The 23585-nt window shown below is 63.3% G+C and carries 18 protein-coding genes; 4 read left to right on the top strand and 14 right to left on the bottom strand.

The window, feature by feature from the left end:
- Positions 1-22: 22 nt before the first annotated feature.
- On the top strand, positions 23-658 hold the full coding sequence (locus tag DBW_RS17485) for a hypothetical protein (protein WP_066729397.1): 636 nt from the start codon (positions 23-25) through the stop codon (positions 656-658).
- Positions 659-685: 27 nt separating this feature from the next.
- On the opposite strand, the gene DBW_RS17480 is transcribed toward DBW_RS17485, so the two are convergent.
- The 3 genes from DBW_RS17480 to DBW_RS17470 form a co-directional block, all read right to left on the bottom strand.
- Entirely contained in the window at positions 686-1390 is a 705-nt protein-coding gene (locus tag DBW_RS17480) for a TIGR04211 family SH3 domain-containing protein (RefSeq protein ID WP_066729395.1), read from the bottom strand.
- A gap of 388 nt (positions 1391-1778) precedes the next feature.
- On the bottom strand, positions 1779-2939 hold the full coding sequence (locus DBW_RS17475) for a phospholipase D-like domain-containing protein (protein WP_066729393.1): 1161 nt from the start codon (positions 2937-2939) through the stop codon (positions 1779-1781).
- A 14-nt stretch (positions 2940-2953) separates the two neighbouring features.
- Positions 2954-3625: a flavodoxin family protein gene (locus DBW_RS17470; protein WP_066729392.1), complete on the bottom strand. Its 672-nt coding sequence runs from the start codon at positions 3623-3625 to the stop codon at positions 2954-2956.
- A 682-nt stretch (positions 3626-4307) separates the two neighbouring features.
- On the opposite strand from DBW_RS17470, the gene DBW_RS17465 reads away from it, so the two are divergent.
- Genes DBW_RS17465 through DBW_RS17455 form a run of 3 tightly spaced genes read left to right on the top strand, consistent with a single transcriptional unit; the run spans position 4308 to position 8499 of the window.
- A complete protein-coding gene (locus tag DBW_RS17465; RefSeq protein WP_066729391.1) occupies positions 4308-5120 on the top strand; it encodes an electron transfer flavoprotein subunit beta/FixA family protein in 813 nt (270 codons plus the stop codon).
- A 25-nt stretch (positions 5121-5145) separates the two neighbouring features.
- Positions 5146-6489, top strand: a complete 1344-nt coding sequence (locus tag DBW_RS17460; protein ID WP_066729390.1) for an electron transfer flavoprotein subunit alpha — start codon at positions 5146-5148, stop codon at positions 6487-6489.
- A 21-nt stretch (positions 6490-6510) separates the two neighbouring features.
- Positions 6511-8499, top strand: coding sequence for a (Fe-S)-binding protein (locus DBW_RS17455; RefSeq protein ID WP_066729389.1), 1989 nt, complete (start codon positions 6511-6513; stop codon positions 8497-8499).
- Between the two features lie 184 nt (positions 8500-8683).
- Here the strand turns inward: DBW_RS17455 and DBW_RS17450 are convergent, their stop codons facing one another.
- From DBW_RS17450 to DBW_RS17400, 11 genes are all read right to left on the bottom strand, one after another.
- Positions 8684-10858, bottom strand: coding sequence for a carboxy terminal-processing peptidase (locus DBW_RS17450; RefSeq protein WP_082820429.1), 2175 nt, complete (start codon positions 10856-10858; stop codon positions 8684-8686).
- Between the two features lie 395 nt (positions 10859-11253).
- Positions 11254-12141, bottom strand: coding sequence for a hypothetical protein (locus tag DBW_RS17445; protein WP_066729388.1), 888 nt, complete (start codon positions 12139-12141; stop codon positions 11254-11256).
- 112 nt (positions 12142-12253) lie between these two features.
- Positions 12254-14788 (bottom strand): helicase C-terminal domain-containing protein, encoded by a 2535-nt coding sequence (locus tag DBW_RS17440; RefSeq protein WP_066729387.1) that lies wholly within the window; start codon positions 14786-14788, stop codon positions 12254-12256.
- A 310-nt stretch (positions 14789-15098) separates the two neighbouring features.
- On the bottom strand, positions 15099-16550 hold the full coding sequence (locus DBW_RS17435) for a DegQ family serine endoprotease (RefSeq protein ID WP_066729385.1): 1452 nt from the start codon (positions 16548-16550) through the stop codon (positions 15099-15101).
- Positions 16547-16987 (bottom strand): response regulator, encoded by a 441-nt coding sequence (locus DBW_RS17430; RefSeq protein WP_066729383.1) that lies wholly within the window; start codon positions 16985-16987, stop codon positions 16547-16549. The genes DBW_RS17435 and DBW_RS17430 overlap by 4 nt, the downstream gene beginning before the upstream one ends.
- A gap of 138 nt (positions 16988-17125) precedes the next feature.
- Entirely contained in the window at positions 17126-18499 is a 1374-nt protein-coding gene (locus DBW_RS17425; RefSeq protein WP_197463679.1) for a sigma-54-dependent transcriptional regulator, read from the bottom strand.
- Complete coding sequence (locus DBW_RS17420; protein WP_066729381.1) at positions 18492-19970, bottom strand: sensor histidine kinase; 1479 nt, start codon at positions 19968-19970, stop codon at positions 18492-18494. The genes DBW_RS17425 and DBW_RS17420 overlap by 8 nt, the downstream gene beginning before the upstream one ends.
- A 76-nt stretch (positions 19971-20046) precedes the next feature.
- Positions 20047-20943 carry a complex I NDUFA9 subunit family protein gene (locus DBW_RS17415; RefSeq protein ID WP_066729378.1) on the bottom strand — a complete coding sequence of 299 codons (897 nt, stop codon included), beginning with the start codon at positions 20941-20943 and terminating at the stop codon, positions 20047-20049.
- Positions 20944-21009: 66 nt separating this feature from the next.
- Positions 21010-22452, bottom strand: coding sequence for an RtcB family protein (locus DBW_RS17410; protein WP_066729376.1), 1443 nt, complete (start codon positions 22450-22452; stop codon positions 21010-21012).
- A 20-nt stretch (positions 22453-22472) separates the two neighbouring features.
- Positions 22473-22919, bottom strand: a complete 447-nt coding sequence (locus DBW_RS17405; protein ID WP_066729374.1) for an archease — start codon at positions 22917-22919, stop codon at positions 22473-22475.
- An 11-nt stretch (positions 22920-22930) separates the two neighbouring features.
- Positions 22931-23455 (bottom strand): BCAM0308 family protein, encoded by a 525-nt coding sequence (locus tag DBW_RS17400; RefSeq protein ID WP_066729371.1) that lies wholly within the window; start codon positions 23453-23455, stop codon positions 22931-22933.
- Positions 23456-23585 lie beyond the last annotated feature (130 nt).

Genomic DNA, 23585 nt, shown 5'->3' with positions numbered 1-23585 from the left:
GGACCGAACAAAGGAGGAGATCGTGAAGCGTTTCATGGCTGGCCTGATCGGTTGCGCTCTGGTACTGATTGGCGGCTGCGTGCCCGTGGGCGTCGTGCCGATCGCCGAAGTGCAGCCACTCCCCTATCGATTCATTCTTGCCTGGTCATCACAGGTCGCCGACCCCTACTATGTCCTTGCCGGACCGAGCGAGTCCTACCGGCGTTTTCCATTCAATGCCTGGGCAGAGTCAGCACTGGAAGAGCAGCTGGCCCTGCGCTCGTCGCGAGAAGGGGCGCCGTTGGTCAAGGTCGCGGTGAAATTGCGGGAGGTGACTACCGACTATCGCCAGGTCGGCGAAGCACCGGTCATGAATGGAATTCTCTTGGCCGGATTCGGTGGTGGGCTGGCGAGCGTTGCCGGTGATTTCGATCAGGACGGGGGGCGCTCCATTCCGGAAGAGATTTACAAGAGCGCACGCCTTGACGGCGAGCTGGAGCTCTACCTGGGCGATCGATTGCTGACCCGGCAACACGTGGCGAGCGCGGTTGAGCAGTTGGTGCGTTGGGAAGATTTTGACGCCTGGAGTTATGATTACGGCAGCGTCCTGCAGGCGCTGATTGCCGACCTTCGCACGCAGGTCGACCAGATCCTGTTGCAAGCCTTACCCGGCACCTGAGTTTTCCAAAAGCCGCGCCGGTGCTGATCAGAACCCGCGGCGTTTTTTGCGGGAAATCTTGCCGACGACCCAGCCGAGGAAAAAGACTCCCCCTCCGGCCAGGAACCACTGGATCATGCCGGTCCGCAGCAGGGTGTTATTCTCCTCACGCAACTGGTCGAGTTCGGCATTGAGCCGGTCCCGCTCCCCCTGCAGTTCTTCCCGTTGCGCGGCAATTGCGACTACATCGCGGGCATCCTGCTGCAGTGCCTCGAACCTGGCACTGACCGCGGTGAGTTGATTGCGGGTGGTGGCCAATTCCTGCTCGGTAGCGGTGAGCTTCGCCTGCAGGTCGGTGACCAGGGTTTCCTGTTGCCGGCGGGCCGCTTCCAGCTCGCTGCTGGTCGCACCCTGAGCTTCTTCGAGGCGTTTCAACTTGCGTTGCAACTGGTCCCGCTCGGCCTGCAGCTGTTCGAGCTGCAGGCTTTTGGGAAGGGCATCGGTCACGTACTGGCTGAGAACGTAACCCTCTTCGCCGTTGGGGCTGCGCACCTTGAGAAACCGCCCGCTTTCCGCGAGAACCTCAAGGGGGGTGTCGGTCCGCACGGTGGTGACGACGGGAGCGTCGGTACTCGGTTCGGTGCGCAGGGTGATTATCAGCTGGTCGCTGACATAGCGCGTCTCCGCCGCTGCCGGAAGGGTGAACAGCATCAGCAGGACGAAAATGAGGGAGATAACCAGGTCGCGTGCCATGAGCATCCTCCGTAGGCATTCAAAAGTAACAATCGGCCTGTCAATTCGTGACCTTAGACCGGGTTGGACGGATAATCAAGGGGAAATTTTCCTTCGTTGGCGTTGACGGCCGCTGCCGGGGTCGCTAGAATCGGTCCAAAACCACGACCGAGGGAACCCATGAATCAGTATGAAGTAACCTACCAGCAAGGGAGTGAAACCCGCTCCGCCCTGGTTGAAGCCTCCGGGCCCGTCGATGCTGAACGCAAATTTCTCGCCAGCCGACCGGCCGGGTCTGTCCAGGTCCTCTGTGTCGTCCGACAATAAGCCCCCCGTTCTTCCCCCCTCTCTCTAAGCGAAGCGACCCCTCCGGCCCCTCTTTGTGCAGAATCCTTATCCCAGCGGGAGATCAGTGCGGCGGGCCTGGAGGCCTCGGTTCGCTGATCCGGCGGACCAGCGCTTCCACCGTTGCCCAGACCTGTTCCAGTCTGCGCCGCCACCAGGGCCGCTCCAGCCAGCTCTGGAGGTCAATCTCCCTGCAGAGGGCAAAGTCGGCGGTGAAGAGCCGCACCAGTTCCCCGATAAGCTCCGGATCCTCCAGCTCCTGATTCGCTTCCAGGTTCCAGCGCAGGTTCCAACGGTCGAGATTGCTTGAGCCAATGCTTGCCCAGTTGTCGCAGAGCTGTACCTTGGCGTGGAGAAAGCGGGGCTGGAATTCGAAGATACGGACCCCGGCCCGCAGCAGGGATTCATAATGGCGGCGCCCGAGATGCCGCACACTCGGATGATCGGTGCGGGGACCGGGGAGGAGGAGGCGAACATCGATCCCGGCCCGGGCGCTGCGCTTGAGCGCCCGGCGCAGTTTCCAGGAGGGGAGAAAGTAGGCGGTGGCGAGCCAGACCCGGCCTTTGGCCCGTCTTACCCTTTTGAGCAGGGAGCGAATGATATCAGACTGCTGAAAGAAGCGGCCATGGGCAGCTACTCTGCCACTGCTGCCACCAGGCAGCGGCATCCCGGCTGTCGCTGGAATGGTCAGCGGTACACCGGTCGTCCGCTCCCAGGTGGTCCCGAAAAGGACGAACCAGTCACCGCCCAGCGGCCCGCGAATTTCCAGCATCAGTTCATGCCAGTAGTCGGTCGGGTGCAGGGCGGGGGAGAAGAGGTCAGTGATCCCGGCCCCCCCGGTGAAGGCGAGTTCACCGTCCACCAGGAGGAGCTTGCGATGGTTGCGTTGCAGGTTCCGGCGCCAACGATTGCGGCGCAGCGGATTGTAGAAGGCAAGCTGAACGCCCGCCTCCAGCAACTGCTGCCGGTGGTGGCGCAGCAGCAGGCGGCTGCCGAAGTCGTCCAGCAAAAGGTAGACCGGGATCCCCCGGGCAGCGGCTGCGGTAAGGGCGGCAATGAAACGCTCGCTGAGTTCCCCTGATTCGAAGAGATAGAATTCAGCCAGAACCGAGAGTCGGGCACGATCAATCGCCTCGAGCATGGCGGGGAAGAAGGCGTCTCCGTCGACGAGGAGGCGGAACTGGTTGCCGCTGCGGCGGGGATAGGTGAACTTGGCCGGGTTCATCGTCGTGGCGGGGGTCAGTCGCTGGCCCTTGACTGCCAGGACTGGTACTCGTAGGGCCACTCCTCCTTCATGGCGAAGACCAGTTCGCGCATCCGCTGGCTGAAGGCGCGAATTTCCTGCTCAACCCGGGGGTCCCGGGCCTGGGTCTGCCAGGCGGTCACCAATCGCTCGCCGAGGAGTCTCGCTTCGTGCTTGAGGCCGGCAGTAAATTGACCGTCGGGAAGGGCACCCATGGTGGCATGGACGGCGCCGACGGGATGAATTCCGGTGATGGTTAAAAAACGTTGCAGGTAGCTGGTGACCGGTTCATCGCCGCCCCCCCCGGAGGTAACGACCGCGGCCCCGTATTTCCCCTTGAAGTCGAGCAGATGGATGACCCCGCAGCAGCGATCGAGAAAAGCCTTGAGCTGGGCGCTGACGTTGAACAGGTAGTTGGGGCTTGCCAGGATCAGGCCATCGGCGGCTGCGATCCGGTCCCGCACCCTGGTGAAATCGTCCTGTTGAAGGCAGTGGCCGATCTTGTGGCAGGCATCGCAGCCATTGCATGGCCCGATCGTGAGCTCCGAGAGATAGATGGTTTCGGCTTTGGCGCCGGCGGCGCTGGCTCCGGCAAGGACTTCCTGCAGCAGTCGGGCGGTATTGCCCCGTGGTCCGTGCGGACTTCCAACGATGGCGACCAGTTGCATGGGACACCCCTCTTCATTTTGTTCGGGACCGGCCTTATGCGGTCGTGTTTACGATAGCCGGAAAATGTCGTCCCGGCAGGGGGGGGGAAGGTTTTGACGGTTGCATTGTAACACGGCGGAACCATTCGTCCGCGCAAACTTCATCCTGCTGCCAATTTAGGCAAATACCGTTGGGGCGTTTCGTCCCCTTGCCCCCCCGGGAGGAACCAGGTTCGCTGGCGCGTTTCCCAGGCAGGCAGGTATCCCAGAATAGCCGCAAAAGCTAGTGGTCAGGCCATTTTACCTCAATTTAACGGGGCTCCTTTTGGGTTGCCGGGCCAGGGAAAATAGTATACCTTGCGAAACGGCACCCACTGGAGGGGGTGCTGGTGGAGCGCTTAGCTCCCCTAATCGTAATTTGTTGCCCTTATGAAATTGCCTAAAATATTACCATTGACAGCTGAAAAAGACGGCATCCCTTCCCCGGAGGGGGGCGCTTGGGGTGCTTTGTGCGATGACAATCCCTTCTCTTCCGGGACCTTGGCCGTTGCAATTGGCCCTGGCACGATCTCTGCGATGGGGTTGGCTCCGTTACCGGTCGGCACGACGATGTGTCCGCCGTTTTCTGCAACGAAGCTCACCAGGCCTTAGCCCTGGCTGAGCTTTTTTCGTTTTCCGCCAGTTTTTTTTGAGGATACCTTCCATGCTCGTCATTTCCTGCGTCAAACAGGTGCCGGACACGACCCAGGTCCAGATCGATCCGGTCACCAATACCCTGGTCCGGGAGGGAATCCCGTTCATCATGAACCCCTACGACACCCATGCCCTGGAGGAGAGCCTGCGCCTCAAGGATCGCTACGGGGTCCGGGCGGTGACTCTGTCGATGGGGCCGCCCAACGCCGAGGCGACCCTGCGCAAGGCCTGCGCAGTTGGCGTCGATGAAGCGATCCTCCTCTCCGATAGGGTCTTTGGCGGTGCCGACACCCTGGCGACGAGCAGGGTGCTGGCGGCGGCGATCTCCCGCCTGGCGGAAGCCGAGGAGGTTGCCCTCGTCATCTGCGGCAAACAGACCATCGACGGCGACACCGCCCAGGTTGGCCCCGGCATCGCCAGTCGACTCGGCTACAGCCAACTGACCCTGGTCGATCGTATCGAACAGCTCGACCTCGCCAACAAGACGGTCCGGGTGCGGCGCAAGCTCGAGGGGCGGCACGAGATCGTCGAGGCGCCGCTGCCGGCGGTATTGACCGTGGTGCGGGAGCTCAACCGGCCCCGCTATCCGACCGTGCCGATGCGCCTGGCCGCCAGGGAGATGGAAATCAAGCTCTGGAGCAACGAGGTGTTGGGCCTCGATGTCAATGGGATCGGGCTCAAGGGGTCACCGACCTGGGTCAGCCGGATCTTCTCCCCCGAGCGGGAGAAGGGGGAAATTATCGGCGATGGAACCGCTGACCCGGTCGGGACGGCGCGCCTGCTGGTGGACAAGCTGCTGGACAAGGATTTGCTGGCGCTCTGAGCCGGCCTCTCCCCAAGGAACGATCATGACCGAAGTGAAAAAAATCAAAAAGCCGCGCGGCAAGGCACGCCTGCTCGACAACAGCTGTATCGCCTGCGGTGAACGCTGCCTCAGTTCCTGCCCGGTCGATGCCATCACCATGAACGAGGCGGGTGAACCGATCATTGATTACGCCAAATGCATCGGCTGCGTCAAGTGTGTCAAGGTCTGCCCGGCCCAGGCGATCGAGATGTTTTTCACTCCCGAAGAGCAGGCGATTCTGGACGAAATTGCCCGCCAGCAAGGGGATAGTCAAGAAGTGCCGGAGGAGGAACTCGATCCGGAAGCGCTGCGCATCCGGGACCTGCTTGCCACCTATCGCGGGGTCTGGGTCTTCATCGAGCAGACCGATGGCGAGCCGGCCAAGGTCTCCTGGGAGCTTCTCTTCACCGGCAAGGCGCTGGCCGATGCCCTGCAGGTCGAACTCTGTGCCGTGGTTATCGGAGATCAGGTGGAGCACCTCTGCGCCGAGGCCTTTGCCTATGGCGCCGACAGGGCTTACCTCCTCGATGCAACCGTCTATCGACATTATCGCACCGAAGCCTACACCCGGGCGCTCTGCCATCTGATCGACCGTCACCGGCCCGAAGTGATCCTGATGGGGGCGACTGGCGTCGGCCGGGATCTGGCCGGAGCGGTGGCGACGGTCGTCAAGACCGGACTCACCGCCGACTGTACCGGCCTGGCCATTGATGACAAGCGCAACCTGATGCAGACCCGTCCGGCCTTTGGCGGCAATATCATGGCGACCATCATGTGCGACAAGTACCGGCCGCAGATGGCGACGGTCCGGCCGCACGTGATGCAGATGCCGGAATACGTCGCCGGCCGCGGCGGCACGATTGTTCGCGATTCCTTTGCTCCTCCGGAGGAGGAGATTCTGGTCAAGGTCCTTGAGGTGATCGAGGATGGCGCCGGGCACGGCAAGGTCGATATCGCCGGCGCCAACATCATCGTCTCCGGCGGCCGCGGCCTGATGGGAAAGGAAAATTTCGCCATGCTGCAGGAACTGGCCGACGAACTCGGCGGTGTGGTCGGCGCCTCGCGCAGCGCCGTCGATGCCGGCTGGATGCCGGGGGACCGCCAGGTCGGCCAGACCGGCAAGACGGTACGCCCGACGGTCTATGTCGCCTGCGGTATCAGTGGCGCCATTCAGCACATGGTCGGCATGCAGGATTCGGATGTGATTATCGCCATTAACCGCGATCCCGAAGCGCCGATCTTCCAGATCGCCCATTACGGCATCGTCGGGGATATATTCCAAATCGTCCCGGCGATCACTGCCCGCATCCGCGAACTGCGCCAGTCCGCGCGCCGCCAGAGTGCCTGACCCCAACCGGAGAGCAGAGCGATGTCTTCCCAGCAAATGATCTTTATCCCGCTGTTTTTGACGGCCCTGGTCGCTTTTGCCTATAGCTGTTACCAGCGTTTTGCCATCCTCGCCATTGCCCAGCCCGAGGATCGTAGCTCCCAGCCGGGAAAGCGTTTCCAGGCAATGCTGCGTTATGCAATCGGTCAGCGGCGCGTGGTCAAACGCCCCTTCGGCATTAACCACCTGCTGATCTTCTGGTCGTTTCTGATCCTGCTGCTGGCCAACGGCGAATTTCTCCTCGCCGGAATTTTCCCGGCCGTGCGCCTTTCCCTGCTTCCCGCCGGCCTCTACCACCCGCTGGTGCTCAGCTTCGAACTGGTCTCGCTGCTGACCCTGGTCTGCGTGGCGCTGGCTGCTGCCCGCCGCCTCTTCTTCGCGCCGGCCTACCTCAGCAGCAGTTACGCCAGTGCCCGCAGCGGGGAAGCCTTTGTCATCCTCGCCTTTATCGCGGCCCTGATGCTGGCCTTCTTTTACCTGCATGCGGCAGAAATCGCCTCAGGTCAGGAGGCGGCCGCGGCCTGGATGCCGGTTTCCGGTGCCCTTGCCGCCACCCTTGGTGGCCTGTCGCCAGCGGGACTCGAAACGGTAGCGACGGTCGCCTGGTGGACGCATGCCCTGGTACTGCTCCTCTTCATGAACCTGCTGCCGCGCAGCAAGCACATGCATATCCTTACCGCTATCCCCAACTGCTTCTTCGGTGCCCTGGAGAAGCCCAATACCCAGCCCCGGGAAGTATTCACGCCGGATGGAGTTTTTGGGGTCGGCAGTGTCGAGCGCTTTACCTGGAAAGACATTCTCGATGGCTATACCTGCACCGAGTGTGGGCGCTGCCAGGATGTCTGTCCCGCCCGGGCCACCGAAAAACCCCTCAACCCGCGCCAGGTGGTCCACGACATAAAGGTCAATTTCCTGCACAATGCCACCCTGTTGCAGAGCGGGGCGAAGCCGCGCCTGCCTCTGATCGGCGATGGGGGGGAAGGGTCGACCAGTGAAGCGGCCCTCTGGTCCTGCACTACCTGCGGCGCCTGCCTGCAGGCGTGCCCGGTCCTTATCGAGCAGATGCCGAAGATCGTCAAGATGCGTCGCCACCTGGTCGAGCAGGAGGCAAAGTTTCCCGAGGAGCTTCTCAACCTCTTCGAGAACATGGAGCAGCGCAGCAACCCCTGGGGGATCGCCCCGAGCGAGCGCACCAAGTGGAGTACCCAGCTCGGCGACCGTTCTTTTGTCCCGGGGGAGACCGAATACCTCTTCTTCGTTGGCTGTGCCGGCGCTTTTGACACCCGCAACAAGCATGTCACCGTAGCCCTCGCCACCCTTCTTGACCAGGCGGGTGTTTCCTGGGGGATTCTCGGCAAGGATGAGCTCTGCTGCGGGGACAGTCTTCGTCGGCTCGGCAACGAGTATGTCTTCGAGCAGATGGCATTGAAAAATGTCGAGCTGCTCAAGGAACGCGGGATGAAAAAGATCATCACCCAGTGTCCGCACTGCTTTTCCACCCTTAAAAACGACTATCGCCAGTACGGGCTGGAACTGGAGGTGCTTCACCACAGCCAGCTTTTGGCCGACCTGGTCGCTTGCGGCCGGTTGCCGGCCGGAAAAGGGCGGTCGCAGGGGAAGCTGCTGTTCCACGATTCCTGCTACCTCGGCCGTCACAATGATGAATATGCGGCGCCGCGCGCCGTGGTCGCGGCGGCTTCCGGCAATGCTCCGGAAGAATTTTCCCGCCAGGGGGAAAACTCCTTCTGTTGCGGCGCCGGCGGTGGGCGGATGTGGATGGAGGAGCATCTCGGCACCCGGATCAACCTCGACCGGGTCCGTGAGGCTCTCGACCAGCAGCCCGAAACCATCTGCGTTGCCTGTCCCTACTGCATGACGATGTTTGAGGATGGCCTCAAGGATGAGGGTGCCGAGACGGTCAAGGTGCGGGATATTGCCGAGGTCCTGGCAGAGGCGATAGCCCCCGGGTAATCAGGTCACCGGTTCCCTGTTTTAATCTCAGGTGGGTCGAATTCCCCGAAGCTTGCTTCGATGAAAGCGATCAATCTAAACTTTTGATACCCCGTAGCTTGCTGCGGGGAGATTCATTGCAGCAGAACAAACGCCCCTCCGGCAGCTCCGGAAGGGCGTTTGTTCTGCTGCGGCAACGGGAGGGCTAGCGGGCGCTCGCCGCGGCGCTCCGTCCCGGCGTGTTGGCGAGGGGAGCCCGCGGCAGCTCCTGCATGTCGGTGAGGACCGCCAGGGCTTCACTGGCGTAGGGGTCGTCGAGGAGACCCTCGGCGAGCTGTTTTTCCTTTTCCTCTGCTGTCAGCACATGGTCCGGCTTGGCTGCCGGCTTTGCCCCGTGCATCGGGGCGACCTCGGTCAGCTTCTTTGCCTCTTCCCGCTCCTTACGGATCGTATCGAGATCGAGGGACTGCCGGGTCCGTTCGCTGCGCTCTTTCGCCAAGGCGGCTTCCCGGGCGATCTCCTGGAATTTTGGATCCTTGGCGGTGCGCTCCTGGCTGCGGACGCGGAGAGTATCGAGTCGTACCCCGGGACTGTTCCAGCGGGTATAACTCACCGGGGCAACGGTATCCCAGGGGAGGGAATATTCCGAGTATTTCTCGCCGGTTTTGAGGTACTGGAGGCGATCCGGCAGGATGATGTCGGGAATCACGCCCCGGTACTGGGTCGAGGCGCCGCTGACCCGGTAGAATTTCTGCACCGTGATCTTCAGGGCACCGAGGGGTTTATAGGCGTCCATGTTGCGCAGGGAGAGGCCCCGATCGAGATCGATCAGCGCCTGCACTGTTCCTTTGCCGTGGGTGTGCTCCCCGCCGATCACCACCGCGCGGCCATAGTCCTGGAGCATGCCGGCAAGAATTTCCGATGCGGAAGCGGAGAACTGGTTGACCAGCACGACCAGGGGGCCGGAATATTCGATGCTCGCATCATCGTCGTTGAGGGGTTCGATGGAACCGTCGCTCCCCCGGACCTGAACTACCGGACCGGTCTTGATAAAGAGGCCGGCAGTATCGACGGCATCGGCCAGGGAGCCGCCGCCGTCATTGCGCAGGTCGAGGATGATGCCGGCAACTCCGGCCGGCTTGAGCCGCTGCAGTTCGGCGCGCACGTCATCGGTGACATTGCGGCCCTTGGCACCATGGCCGGCACCCTGGAAATCCCGGTAGAAGGAAGGAATCTTGAGGTAGCCGAAATTTTCCCCTTCCACAGGACCGGGGATCACGGTCCCCTTGACGAAGGTATCCTCGATCTGGACCACGTCGCGGACAATCGGGATCACCCGCAGATTTCCATCCGGGTTGCGAACCGTCAGACGCACCTCGGTCCCCTTCGGCCCCCGGATCAGGCCGACCGCGTCACGAAGGCGCATGTCGGTAATGTCGACCGGCTCGGCCTCCCCCTCGGCTACCTTGAGGATGATATCTTCGGCCTGCAATTGCCCCTGGCGGAAGGCGGCACTGCCGGCCATGATCGCGACCACCTTGATGTAACCGTCCTCTTCACGCAGGGTGGCGCCGATCCCTTCCAGGGACCCCCGCATGCCAATATCGAAATCTTCCTTCTCGGTAGGGGGGAGATAGTCGGTATGCGGATCATAGGCCCGGGTGACCGAGCTGAAATAACGGTCGAAGTAATCCTGGGAGGTGTCCTGGTGGAGACGCGTGAAAAAGTCGCGATAATTCTTGGCGACCTTCTCACGGGCGACCTTGAGCAGTTCGGGGTCGATGCTGTCCGTCGCGGGCGTTTCCTTGCCGGCCGCCTTGGCTTCGGCAGCGCGATCCTCCACCAGTCCGAGGTAGCGGAGCACGACCTGGTAGGTCAGGGTTTGCCGCCAGCGTTCTTTGAGCGCGGCTTCATTGGCGCAGAAGTCGAGCTTCTCCGGGTCGGTTTCAATGGTCTCCCGGGAGTGCAGATCGAACCTCCCCTCCAGGAGTTCAGCGACCAGTTTTTCAACGACGGCAATGCGCCTCCCGAGGATCTCGGCGGCGAGAGCGGGCAGTACAATCCGCCCCTGCTTGAGCTCATCGTCGATGCGGGTAGCGAAATCCTGGAGTTGATCGACGTCGGACTGGAGCAGGAAGCGCTTCTGGCTGTCGAGTTGCTTCAGATAGAGCGCAAAGGCGGCGCGGGAGAGGTCGTCATCGATCGCCTTGTGACTGTAGTGGTGGAGCGGGAGCTGGTCACGCAGCAGATAGCTGAGAAGCCGCGCCCGATTGTAATTGAACTCGGCGGCGGTCGCAGGTGCCAGGCCAAGGCCGAGGGTGAGTGAAAACGTGATGAGAAGGGCCGCAATGGTTCGCCTTCCCCGGCAGGATCGGCTCATGATGTCTCGTCCGGCGGTAACTGGCGCCGCCCCTTTTGCAGATGGAATAAATACCTTCGCAGCCCGTTGCCACGAGGATACTCGGGGATTCTACCACGATCCGCCCATCCCCGGTCAAGTTTTGCTCGTCCCCTTGTTCCCATGGTTTTAGCACCTTTACAAGTGCCGGTTTCGTGGTAAATTGGAATCAAACCCCAGCACACAGGAGGATGACAGTATGAACGTCTCTGAGCCGCCGGGCCGGGAAGGGTTAAACCGATAACCGTGAAGAACTGATACCCTGACTCACGTCAGGGCATGATTCCCACAGGGAATAGCAAAGCGTTGAAACAGCAAGCAGAAAGCGCCCCGGCAATCGCCGGGGCGCTTTCTGCTTGCTGTTAGCCGTCTGGACCTCACTCTTTCCAGTACTCTTGCAGGCAGTCGGGGCAGAGGCTGTGAGTGAACTCGGACTCGGACCGTTCGGTGATGAATTTTTCGAGGATTTCCCATTCATCGTGGTCGTTGCGAATTTTTTTGCAGGCTGAGCAGATCGGCAACAACCCGCTGAGAACCCGGATTTCCTGAGTCTTGGATGAGATGATTCGCGTTGCCTTGCGCATATAAAAGGTCAATACCCCGAAGACGACCAGCAGAACGGCGGTGACGACCAGGATTGCCGCGACCAGGACATCACGCAGCAATTGTCGATAGGCGGAAACGTCCATGTAGATTTCAAATGCCCCGGCGACAACCCCGGTCGGAGTTCGCAGGGGCATATAGGTTTCGACCATGTCGATCTCATATTTCTTTTCGTCGGCAAGGTCCCAGAGCTCTTCCTTCTTTTCGAGCTTGGAAGAGGCATCGCCGGCGAGGGCCGCCGCCAGGGTCTGGTTCTTGAGGTCGAGTTCACCGATGATGTTGCGATCGTTGCTGTAAACGATGGCCTGGTCGCGGGAAAAGATCTTGATCTTGAGGACATCGAAGTATTTCAGCTTGGCCTCGATATCCTGATCGAGGAGGTGGTAACTGCTGGCCGGGATGATCAGGGTCGGTGCGCCACCTGGTCCGCGGGCAATGTAATCCTTGAGGCTGTCGCCGATAATCGCATTGGAGATGGCAACCGCGTCCCGCTCCGCCTCGGCGATGATGTAGCGATTGAAAATCTGGTAAATGCCAAAGCCGACCAGCAGCAGGATGGCCAGCAGTGAGACCAGCGTCGCCAGGGTGAAGAGCTTGAGCAGGTCCTGGTGCCGTCCCCCTGTGTAAACACGCTCGGTGGCTATGCCGTTGCGCCGCCCCATCCTCGCCCTCCGGTAGGTTTTCCCGCTCTTCCGGGGTTTGTTTGGTTCAGAATGTTTGCGAAAACATGAAATATATCGATATCTTTGTCAACAGAAAAGCTCAGCGGTTCCCTCATTGACCCTCTTCCGGAGAACGTTCTTCGCGATGGAAAAAGTCGTTGATAGCGGTGAATACCTCGGCGCTGGGAGCGGCAATCACCTGGACTTCCGGCAGGGAACGTAAAAAGACACGCCCATACCCCTTCTTGACCACCCGGGCATCGAGTATCAGCACCACCCCGCGGTCGTTGCGGTGCCGGATCAGGCGACCGAACCCCTGTTTGAACTTGATCACCGCCTGGGGGACCGTGAACTCCATGAACGGATCGCCGCCCCGGCCTTCGATCGCTTCGGCCCGGGCCTCAAGGATCGGTTCGGTGGGGACCTTGAAGGGGAGACGGGTGATGATCACCTGTTCCAGGGCACGGCCGGGGACATCGACCCCTTCCCAGAAGGAATCGGTCGCGAAGAGGACGCTGGTCGGATCGGCGACAAAGGCTTTCAGCAGGCGATGGCGGTTCTCTTGTCCCTGGCGCAGGCAGCGAAAACCACGGGCGGCAAGGATCGGCTCCAGCTCGCCATGAACCAGCCGCAACAGGGAGTAGGCGGTAAAGAGGACGAAACTGCGGCCGTCGGCGGCAACCACGGCGCGACCGGCGAGGTCCCGGACCATCTCCGGGTAGCCGGGACGGCCCGGTTCGGGAATGTCGGTGGGAACCGCCAGCAGGGCCTGGCGGGCAAAATCGAAAGGGGAGGCGAGCCGCAGCGTAGTGCGGCGGGCCGGGGGACAGCGGTCAAGGCCGACGCGTTGTTCCAGAAAGCTGAACGAATCACCGACCGCGAGGGTGGCGCTGGTCAGGACCACGGAGCGGAAGCGGTCGTAGAGTCCCCGTTGCAGGCTTGCGGCGACCTCGAGGGGGGCGGCGCACAGCCGGGTTACGGGCGTGCGTCCGCCCCGTGCCGGCAATACTTCCATCCAGACACAATGTCCCGGTCCGGCGGCGACGAAGAGTTCGAGGTCGCTGGCAATCGCCGCCAGGCGCAAAAAGGTTCCCGCGCAGTCGGTGAGAACGGAGGCGAGGCCGTCGGCGACCTTCTCCGGCAGGGCTTCGCACGCCTTGAGCAGATCCATCCCGGCACGGCTCAAAAGTGCCGTTGCCGCCGCCAGTTCGCGCACCCGTCCCACCGTTTCGCCCCAGACCGGCTGCTCCTGGTAGGTGGCAGTGACCCGCTGGCGCAGTTCCTCTTCCCCCCGGTTCGGAAAGGCAGCCGCCAGTTGAGCGCCGATAGTGTCGAGGTCGGCAAGCGCCCGCTCGTAAAGGCCCTGGCGTTCTCCCAGGAGTTGTTCGACACGGCCGTGCAATTCCCGGTAGAGTTCGTCGGCACTGTCGGGGAGTCGCTGCGAAAGCTGGGCGAGGAAGCGAGGGAGCAGTCCTTTCTCCGGCTTGCGCGGGTGGCGCAGCTTGCCGAGGACCCGGGCATAGGAAAAGCGGGTGACCTGGGCGGAAAAGTAGCTGGTGGCAACATCTTCGAGGTGGTGGGCCTCATCGAGGATCACCCGGTCGAAGGGGGGGAGAACCGCCGCCGCGCTGTAGTTGTCGGTCTGCTGGCGTAGCGCTAGGTCGGAGAGGAGCAGCGCGTGGTTGACGACCAGCAGGTCGGCCTGGGCCGCGAGCCGTCGTGCCCGATGGAAAAAACAGGTGGCGTAGTCGGCGCAGCGGACGCGGGCACACTGGTCCGCCTCGCAGCGCACCTCTTCCCAGACCACTTCGTGGGGGACGAAGGTCAGTTCGTCACGGGAGCCATCGCTGCTCTGTGCCGCCCAGTCGACCAGACTGTCGAGAAGGGCATGGTGCTCGGTGTCGAAGAGTTCCGGTTCGCGGTGGGCGGTCGCCAGGCGCCGGCGGCAGAGGTAGTTCCCACGTCCCTTGACGAGGACGGCGCGAAACTCCAGGCCGGTGGCCCGTTGCAGCAGGGGCAGATCCTTGCGGATCAGCTGCTCCTGGAGGTTGATGGTGTTGGTCGAAACGACGACCCGTTCTTCATTGGCGAGGGCCCAGAGCAGCGCCGGCACCAGGTAGGCGAGGCTTTTGCCGGTGCCGGTACCGGCCTCGATAACCGCCAGCTGGTCGTTGTTGAAGGCCTCGCCGACGGCAAAGGCCATGCGCAGTTGTTCCGGACGGTCTTCGTAGCCGGAGAGGGCGCTGGCAATCGAACCCGCAGGGCCTAGCAACTCGGCGATGCGGGCCGGGTCGAGCAGTTGTCGGTTGTGAGGGAGGAAGGCTTCGACCACACGGTAGACCCTGTCCACAGGGTTGTCCACAATGTGGAAACCGACTCCGAGGGCGCCGAGACGCCCGGCTATCTCCAGGTCCGCCCGGGAAGGTGAAAGGTCGCCCGAGGGGTGGTTGTGGATAACCACGTCTCCATGGCGACAGGCCTGCAGGATGGCGGGAACGGCCTCCCTGGAGCCGCGGGCAAGGACTTCAATGGCAATCACTTGCCGGGTTGCATCGGTGTGGCCGAGGAAAAAAACCTCGTTGCCGCCGGCCTCGCGGATCGCCTGACGAAGCTGGTCAATAACCGTGCTGGAGAATGAGTGTTGCATGGGGCTCCCGGGGAAATGGCCCCTCATTATAGGGAAGCCCCGGTGAAAAGGGAAGATGTCGGGAACGGGTTCCGCTCACTCGGCAGGCAGGGAGGAGACAAAAAAAGAGCCGGGGCGGGGCAACCTGTGGAGTGTGTCCACAATTTCCTCCCGCATTGGCCCCGGAGGGGGGGTGGGGCCAGCCCGGCGTCATGAATCTAACAGAGACGCTGGCAAACTGCAACTGGTCTCTGTCTCTTCCACGGGCGAAAAAATGCCCCCGGCCGGAGGCGGGCCGGGGGCGGAAACGTCGCCGTTGCGACGGGGTTGGCTATTCGGGCTTCAGGGCGACATAGCGGGTGCCGTCGCCATGGCGGATCAGCAGCAGTACCGGCTTGTCGCCTCCGGCCTGCAGCTGTTTATTTGCCGCCTCGGGGGAGGTGACCGGCTTGCGGTTGATTTCCAGGATCAAATCGCCCCGCTCGATACCTGCCGAATCGGCCGGCGAGCCATCTTCCACGGCGGATACCAGCACCCCGGTTTCATCCTGGTAGCCGAGGCGGGCGGCAAGCTCCGGAGTCAGTTTTTGCAGGGAGAGCCCGAAGGTAGAGATCTTCGCGACTGCCGTCTCCGCGCTCGTTCCTTCCCCTTCCCGCTTGCCGATGGTGACCGTGACCTGCCGGGGCTGGCCATTGCGCAGGATGTCGAGACGGATCACCGTCCCCGGTGCCGTCATGGCGATGGCATTGCGGAATTCATTGACCTTGCCGACCGGGCGTCCATCGGCTTTAAGGAGGATATCCCCCTGCTTGAGGTCGGCCTTGGCCGCCGGCGAGTCGTCGATGACCTTGGAGATCAGGATGCCGTCGGTCTCCTTGAGCCCGAAGGGCTGGGCCAGATCCTTGGTCAGGTCCTGAATGTAGACCCCGAGCTGGCCCCGGGTGACGGTGCCGGTTTCGACCAGCTGGTCGCGAATCTTGCGCGCCATGTTGATCGGGATGGCAAAGCCGATCCCCATATAGCCGCCGCTGCGGCTGAAAATCGCCGTGTTGATGCCGACCACCCGGCCGTCCAGGTCGACGAGGGGGCCGCCGGAATTGCCGGGGTTGATGGCGGCGTCGGTCTGGATGAAGTTTTCATAGTCGTTGATGCCGATGCCGCTACGCCCCTTGGCGCTGACGATCCCGGCGGTCAGGGTATGGGAGAGCCCAAAGGGGTTGCCGACGGCCAGCACCCAGTCCCCAACTTCCAGTCCGTCCGAATCTCCCAGCGCCAAAACCGGCAGATCCTGTGCGTCGATCTTGATCACCGCGACGTCGGTCGGGGGGTCGGCGCCGATGACCTTGGCCTTGAATTCACGGCCGTCGAGGAGGCGTACCGTGACCTTGTCGGCATCGCCAACGACGTGGTTGTTGGTCATGATCAGGCCGTCCGGGGAGATGATAAAGCCCGAGCCCTGGCCGCGCACCTGGCGCTTCGGCATCTTGCCGGGGGCATGCCCTTCCGGGGGAATGCCAAAGAAACGGCGCATGAAATCGTCGCCGAAGGGACTATTGAAAGGGGTACCGAAATTGGACATCTCCGGTTGGTCGGTGCTCTTTTCCACCTGAATAAAGACCACCGCCGGGGAGACCTGCTTGGCCACGCTGCGAAAGACCTGGCCGGTCTGGCGCAGACTCTCGCGGCCTTCTTCCTGGGCACGGGCCATGCCGGGAAGCGCCATCAGGGCGGCCAGAAAGAGGCCGATCAGAGAGGTGAGGCGTACCGTTGGTCGAGTCGTCATGATCTGCTCCTTGGTTGGGAATGTGGGCGCTGCGGCGGACAGATCAGCCGCGCCCGGTCAATCAGGGTATCGATGTCAAAAGGTTTGTCAAAGGTCGCCGCCGCCCGCATGCGCAGGGCGGCGCTATGGGTCCCGGGGTCGCCGAAGGCGGTCATGCAGATCACCGGCGGGCGCTGCGGCTGGTCGCAGAGACTTTCCAGCACCTCCAGGCCGGTGAGACCAGGCATGCGGATGTCGGTCACCACCAGGTCGATCGGGTCGTCCTGGCCTTCAAGGCTGTCATGGAGCCGTTCAAGCAGGCTGAGGCCGTCGCTGCAACAGGTGACCGCGTAGCCCTCGCGGAAGAAACAGAAGGCGAGCAGTTCGCGCAGAGCCGGGTCATCTTCGGCGATCAGAACATTGGCCGGGCGACCGGCGGGTAGGGATAGGGCACGCATCTGCAATCTCCAGTCGGGTTCAGTCTCGGTTATCGCAAGCGGCGTGCCAGGCTTGAATATTGTAATTTCAGCAGGTTGGGAAAGGCGAGGCGGGGCATTCTGCCCCGATGGGGCATTTTGCCCCGGGGCAGGGAAGGGTCAGGAGCGGTCATTCTCCTGCAGCTTGCGGTAGAGGGTTTTGCGGTCGATGCCGAGGATGGCGGCGGCAAGGGTACGGTTGCCGTCCACCCGGTCGAGAACCTGCTGGAGATAGCGCCGCTCCATCTCGGCCAGGGAGACCAGTTCGTCCGCCGGGAGGGGAGGCGCCACCGGCGCTGGCGGCGTGGAACCCTGGCGCAGGGCTTCGGGGAGGTCTTCCAGGGTCAGGCGCTCGTGGCGGGTCAGGGCGACCGCCCTTTCGATGATATTGCGCAGTTCCCGGACATTGCCCGGCCAGGCGTGTCCCAGCAGTCGGACGGCGGCCGGCTCGGTCAGCCCCTGGACCCCTTTATGAAAGCGCTCCGCGAATTCATCGACGAAGCGTTGCGCAAGGAGCAAAAGGTCGTTGCCACGGGCGCGCAGGGGCGGCAGGTCGATGGTCAATACGTTGAGGCGATAATAGAGGTCCTGGCGAAAGGTGCCGGCCGCGATAGCTTCCTCGAGATTGCGGTGGGTGGCGGCGATGATGCGCACGTCGCAGTCGATCTCGCGGTTGCCACCGACCGGCCTGATCCGGTGTTCTTCGAGGACCCGCAGCAGCTTCGGTTGCAGCGCCAGCGGCAACTCGCCGACTTCGTCGAGCAGCAGAGTACCGCCGGAGGCTTCCAGGAAAAGGCCGCGCCGGGCGTTGCGGGCATCGGTAAAGGCGCCCCGTTCATGGCCGAAAAGTTCGCTTTCGAGCAGTGTCTCCGGCAGCGCCGCGCAATTGATGGCGACGAAGGGGCCGCCTTTGCGGGGGCTCTGTTCATGCAGGGCGCGGGCGACCAGCTCCTTGCCGGTGCCGCTCTCGCCGCGGATCAGCACCGAACTGTCGAGCCCGGCAATGCGGCTGACCAGGTCCCGGACTTCGGCGATGGAGGGGCTTTCGCCGAGGAGGGCGCCGGCGCTGCGCTGGCGGTGGACTTCGTCCTGGAGACGATGCAGGGTCTGCTCCAGCTGCCGATGGCGCACCGCCCGGCGCACGGTGTGGGCGAGGAGGTCGAGATCGACCGGTTTGGTGACGAAATCGTAGGCACCGGCCCGCAAAGCGGCGATGGCCGTATCGAGGCTGCCGAAGGCGGTGAGGATGACGACCGGCAGTCCGGGGACCTGGTCCTGCAGCCGTGCGCAGAGGTCAAGGCCGCCGGTCCCGGGCATGTTGAGATCGGCGAGGACGGCGTCGACCTCGCCAGATTGGAGCAGGGCCAGAGCCTGACTGCCATCGCCGGCGGTGGTGACGGCATGGCCATGGCGGGTCAGAACCTCCCGCAGCAACTCCCGCAGTTCGAGGTCGTCGTCGACAACCAGGACCCGGCCGGTAATCGTTTCAGCCATCAGTTATCTCCGCGTCAGCGGCCGGCGCCGGGGGGAGGAAGACCCTGAAACAGCTCCCCGCACCGGCGCAGCTTTCGACCCCGATCCAGCCGCCATGTTCCTGGACGATGCCGTAAGCGATGGCCAGGCCGAGCCCGGTTCCCTGGCCGACCTCCTTGGTGGTGAAAAAAGGGTCGAAGAGGTGGGGCAGGATTTCGGCCGGAATGCCGCTGCCATCATCTTCCACCTCGATGACGGCCCAGGGCCCGCTGCCGGTGACACTCGCCGCCGCCGGCGGGGCGGCATCGTCGATGGCAAAACGCAGCTCGACCCTGCCGCCAGGGGCAATCGCCTGCAGCGCATTCATCACCAGGTTGGTCAAGACCTGCTGCAACTGCCCGGGGTCGGCGACGACGGCCAGCGGTTCCGCCGGAGGAGTCAGCGTCAACCGGGCCTGCTGCCGGGCCGCGGTCGGTTGCAGCATTTCGATGACCTTGGCGCCCAGGCCTTCGAGTCCAACCCGGACCTTGCGCGGGTTGCCGCGCCGGGCAAAATCGAGGAGCTGGCGCATGATTGCCGCCATGCGCCCGCTCTGTTCGCCAATGATGCGCGCCGAGCGGATCACCTCTTCGGCCGGGAGTTCCCGCGAGCTGATCAGTTTGGCGCGGCCGGAGATGACGTTGAGCGGGGTGCCAAGTTCGTGGGCCATGCCTGCCGAGAGCCGACCGAGGGTGGCGAGCCGTTCGGTGTGGCGAAGTTTTTCCAGGCTCTCCAGGCGGGCGCGGTCACTGTCCCGGGCGTGGGCGAGCTGGCCGCGCATGCGGTCGAGGGCGGCGGCGAGGGTGGCGATCTCGTCGTGACCGCGGACCTCGACGGGCGCTGAAAAGTCGCCGGCAGCCATGCGCTCGGCCTGGGCGGCGAGCCGTTGCACCGGGCGGGTAACCCAGAAGCTGCCGAGGAGGCCGATCAGCAGCAGGCTCGAGACCACCATGGCGGCCAGCAGCAGCGCCGAACGATTCATGCTCTCGCGCACGTAGCCGTGCAGGCCGGCAAGCGATTCGCCGATTTCAATCGCGCCGCGGCGGCCATCCGGAGCGTTCAGCGGCAGATAGGTAAAGAGAAAGTCACGACCGTCGCTGGTTTCAGCGATTACCGTGACCAGTTCACCACGGCGTGCCGCTGCCAGTTGGTCCCCTTCGACCCGGGGATGGAAGCGGGTTTCCGGTGCTCCTTCGAGCCAGACCCAGCGCACCTGCTGGTCGCTGACGACGCCGCCGGCCTGTTGCAGAAATGCCTGGGCGGCGGCCTCGCCTTTACGCTGCCAGACTTCGAGGACCAGGGGGCGCAGTACCTGGCCGACCAGGCGTGCCTCGCGGCTCAGGTTGGAACGGAGGATGGCGGTCTCCCGCTGTACCGACTGGTAGCTGTGAATCGACAGCAGCAGGGCGATGCCAACCAGGATCGCGAGGGCGATTTTCAGGGTGAGACGCATGGCATGACTCCCGGAGGCCGGAGCGGCGGGACTTCATGATGCCGCTGTCGCCGGAGCTTGTCAACCGCGGCTCGCCTCAAGGGTGCAGGTAGCGCCGGATCCCTTCGGCAAAGGGGAGCGGCTGGATGGAAAAGCAGGAACTCCAGGCGGTTGGGTCGCAGACATTGCCTTCGGTGAGCATGGTCAGCTGGCTGCTGGTGATCGGGAAGCCGGGGACCCCTTCGAGCAGGGCAATGACCGGTTTCATCAGCAGCAGGGGCTGGTGCAACTTGACGACCTTTTCCTTCCCCAGGGCCGCTCCCACCAGGTCGAGGATCTCATCGTAGCTGAAATCTTCCGGGCCGCAGCAGTGGTAGATTTCACCGGCGCTCTGCGGCTGTTTTAGGGCGCCGACAAAGCCGGCAGCCACATCTTCGACCGCCACCGGCGACATCCGGTATTGACCGTTGCCGAGGACCGGTACCACCGGCAGGCGGCGAATCAGGGTGGCGAGCATGGTGACAAACTCGTCGCCGGGACCGAAGATCAGTGATGGTCGGAAGATCGTCCAGTCCAGGGTCGAGGTGCGTACCGCCTCTTCCGCCGCCCACTTGGTGCGGTGGTAGGGGGAAGAGGCGTCCGCCTGGGTACCATTGGCGCTCATCTGCAGAAACCGTTTCGTGCCAGCGGCGATGGCGGCGGCCACCATGTTGCTGGTGGCCAGATGGTGGAGTCTCTCGAAGGTCACGCCCCGGGCAGGGCTCTCCCGAATGATGCCAACCAGGTGAATCACCGCCTGGCAGCCGGCCAGCCCTCGCTCCAGCGAGGCGGGATCGAGAACGTCGCCATGGTGGATTTCGACCCCCTGGCGAATCGCCAGCTTGCCTTCCGAACCTTTCCGGACCAGGCAGCGGACGGTATGGCCGGCGGCTGCCAGCTGCCTCACAACCTCACTGCCAACAAAGCCGGTGCCACCGGTGACAAAAACTCGCATACACGCTCCTGTTTGCAGGTTCAGGAATCAGGTTTGATTTCGTCTGCTTTTTTGCCTGGCAAGGTTCTAACCCTTGATGACCGCCAGCGGCCGCAGCCGCGCGACGATATGGCCAATGCCGGCCCGGGCGACGATGTCGACCACCTCGGCGACGTCCTTGTAGGCTTCGGGGATCTCTTCGGCCACAGTCGCGCCTCCCGCGGCGCGGAGCAGTATCCCTTGGGACCCCAGTTCGGCCGGGATGTTGCGACCCCGGGCAAGGCGTTTGGCGGCATGGCGGGAGAGGAGACGGCCGGCGCCGTGGCAGGTCGAGCCGAAGGTCTCCGCCAGTGCTCCCGAGGTGCCGACGAGAACAAAGGAGTAGCGACCCATGTCCCCGGGGATCAGCACCGGCTGGCCGACGCTCCGGTAGGCCGCCGGGGTCTGGGGGTGGCCGGGCGGGAAGGCCCGGGTCGCCCCCTTGCGATGTACGCAGAGGCGTCGCGGTCTGCCGCCGACCTGGTGGGTCTCCCACTTGGCAATATTGTGGCAGACGTCATAGACCACCGAGAGGCGGAGCAGGGCGTCCCCTTTCCCAAGGACCTGGGCGAAGGATTCCCGCACCCAGGCGGTGATCAGCTGGCGGTTGGCGAAGGCGAAGTTGGCCGCGGCCGCCATCGCCGCCAGGTAGTCCCGCCCTTCCGGGCTGGTCAGGGGGGCGCAGCAAAGTTGCCGGTCGGGGAGATCGATCCCGTAGCGGCGGCTGGCGTCGAGCATGGTGCGAATCCAGTCGTCACACACCTGGTAGCCGAGCCCCCGACTGCCGGTGTGAATGGTGACCGTGACTTGGCCGCGAAAGAGGCCGAGGACCTCGGCGGCGGCCGGGTCGAAAATCTCGTCGACACGCTGGATTTCGAGAAAATGGTTGCCGCTGCCAAGGGTGCCGAGCTGAGCACGACCGCGCTCCAGGGCGCGGTCGGAGACGAGATCGGGATCGGCGTCGGGGAGCGCTCCCCCCTCTTCGATCTGCTCAAGGTCGTTTTTATTGCCGAACCCCTTGGCCACCGCCCAGCGGGCCCCCTGGGCCAGGACCCTGCGTTCTTCGGCGACCGTCAGCCGCAGGTCCCGGCGCTGGGAGCCGATACCGCTCGGGACGTTGCGAAAGAGTGCGTCCGCCAGCCCGGAAAGGTGCGGGGTGACCTCCTCGGCGGTGAGGGCGCTGCGCAGCAGGCGGACGCCGCAGTTGATGTCGTAGCCGACCCCGCCGGGAGAGACCACCCCGGAGTCGGCGTCAAAGGCGGCGACTCCGCCGATCGGAAAGCCGTAACCCCAGTGGATGTCGGGCATCGCCAGCGAGGTGCCGACGATTCCCGGCAGGGTGGCGACGTTGCGCACCTGTTCGAGCGCTTCCTCCTGCTGCAGGGCACCAATCATCGCCTCGCTGGCGAAGACGAGGCCTTCGGTCCGCATCGCACCCGTGCGGGGAATGCGCCAGCGGCAGTCATCAATCTGCTCAAGCGTCATGCCCATCGGCCCTCTCCTGCGCGGTTTCAGAGATCGAGGTAGATCCGTGCCCGCCAACCTCCCGGTTGGTTGATGACTTCGAGGCGGTGCCAGGTTGCCGCTTTCACCTCCCGGGAGGGGCGGGGGGAATCGGCGAGGAGGTTGCCGCCGATGCGGGCACGCAGGCAGGTGGCAGTGATCGTCTCGATGCGGAACTGCTCCGGAAAGAGGCCATCGACCTCGCGGTGGAAGAGGATGGCGTTCAGCCAGTTGACCAGCAGTTCTTCAAAATCCCGCCCCGCCACTGTGACCTCCTGCCAGTACTTACATGGCTCCTTTTGAAGGTCGCTTAAAACCGCCCGCAGCCCTTCCGCCGCGGCGGTGAAGAGATCGGCGGTTGTCTCGCCGGCCGCCTCGATCCCGATGTCGGCGGTATGTTCGAGGAGCCGGAAGTACCCCACATCTTCTCCATCGCTGGCTGCGCCCAGGACCATGCCGGTCGGGGCTAGTCCTGAACGGAACGCTCCCAGGTCACCCGGCAAATCGCATGGTCGTCGCTCCAGGAGACCTGCAGGTCGCCATGATGGGCCTTGTGCAGGGCGCGGCCGAGATGTTCGGCCAGCTTCTCCTCCGTCGTTTCGATGATCAAATCCTCCCCTTCCCGCTCCATCCGTATGATTCTCTGCAGCGGGTTTTTCGCCATCGCCCGCCCCTCTTCGTTGCGCAGGATATTGCGAATCTCCTCCTCGTGGTTCCAGAGGTAGGTGCCGCGCAAGGTCACCACCCCTTCCGGGTAGTGCTCGGCGATTTTCTGGCAGGCCGGACAGGTTACTTCGTGAACCTCAGCACTTGCCCGTAGCCGCTCCAGTTCCTGCGGGTCGAGATACCAGCGCTTGTTGCGATAAAATGCTGCGCAGCTCCGGCAAACCGCCGGTTCCTTGAGCCCTTCTCCGGGAAGGTAGGGGTCAGTGCTGGTCTTTACCCGGCCCCGCTTGTCGTTGATACCGAATTTGCGGACATCGCGCGTCATATTGAGCCCCCTTTCTTCAAGTTATCTGTACCGTTTCAGTATAACAGCAAAGACCCCGGTGCGGTCAGGCGAGCCGGTCAGGTCTCTTGCCAGGTGCGGGAAAGAGGTTAAGCTGTACCAATAAAAAGGC

The organism is Desulfuromonas sp. DDH964 (assembly GCF_001611275.1).
Classification (GTDB): domain Bacteria; phylum Desulfobacterota; class Desulfuromonadia; order Desulfuromonadales; family DDH964; genus DDH964.
Note: the sequence above shows the minus strand (reverse complement) of the source record. Positions and strands in the feature narration are given on the sequence as shown.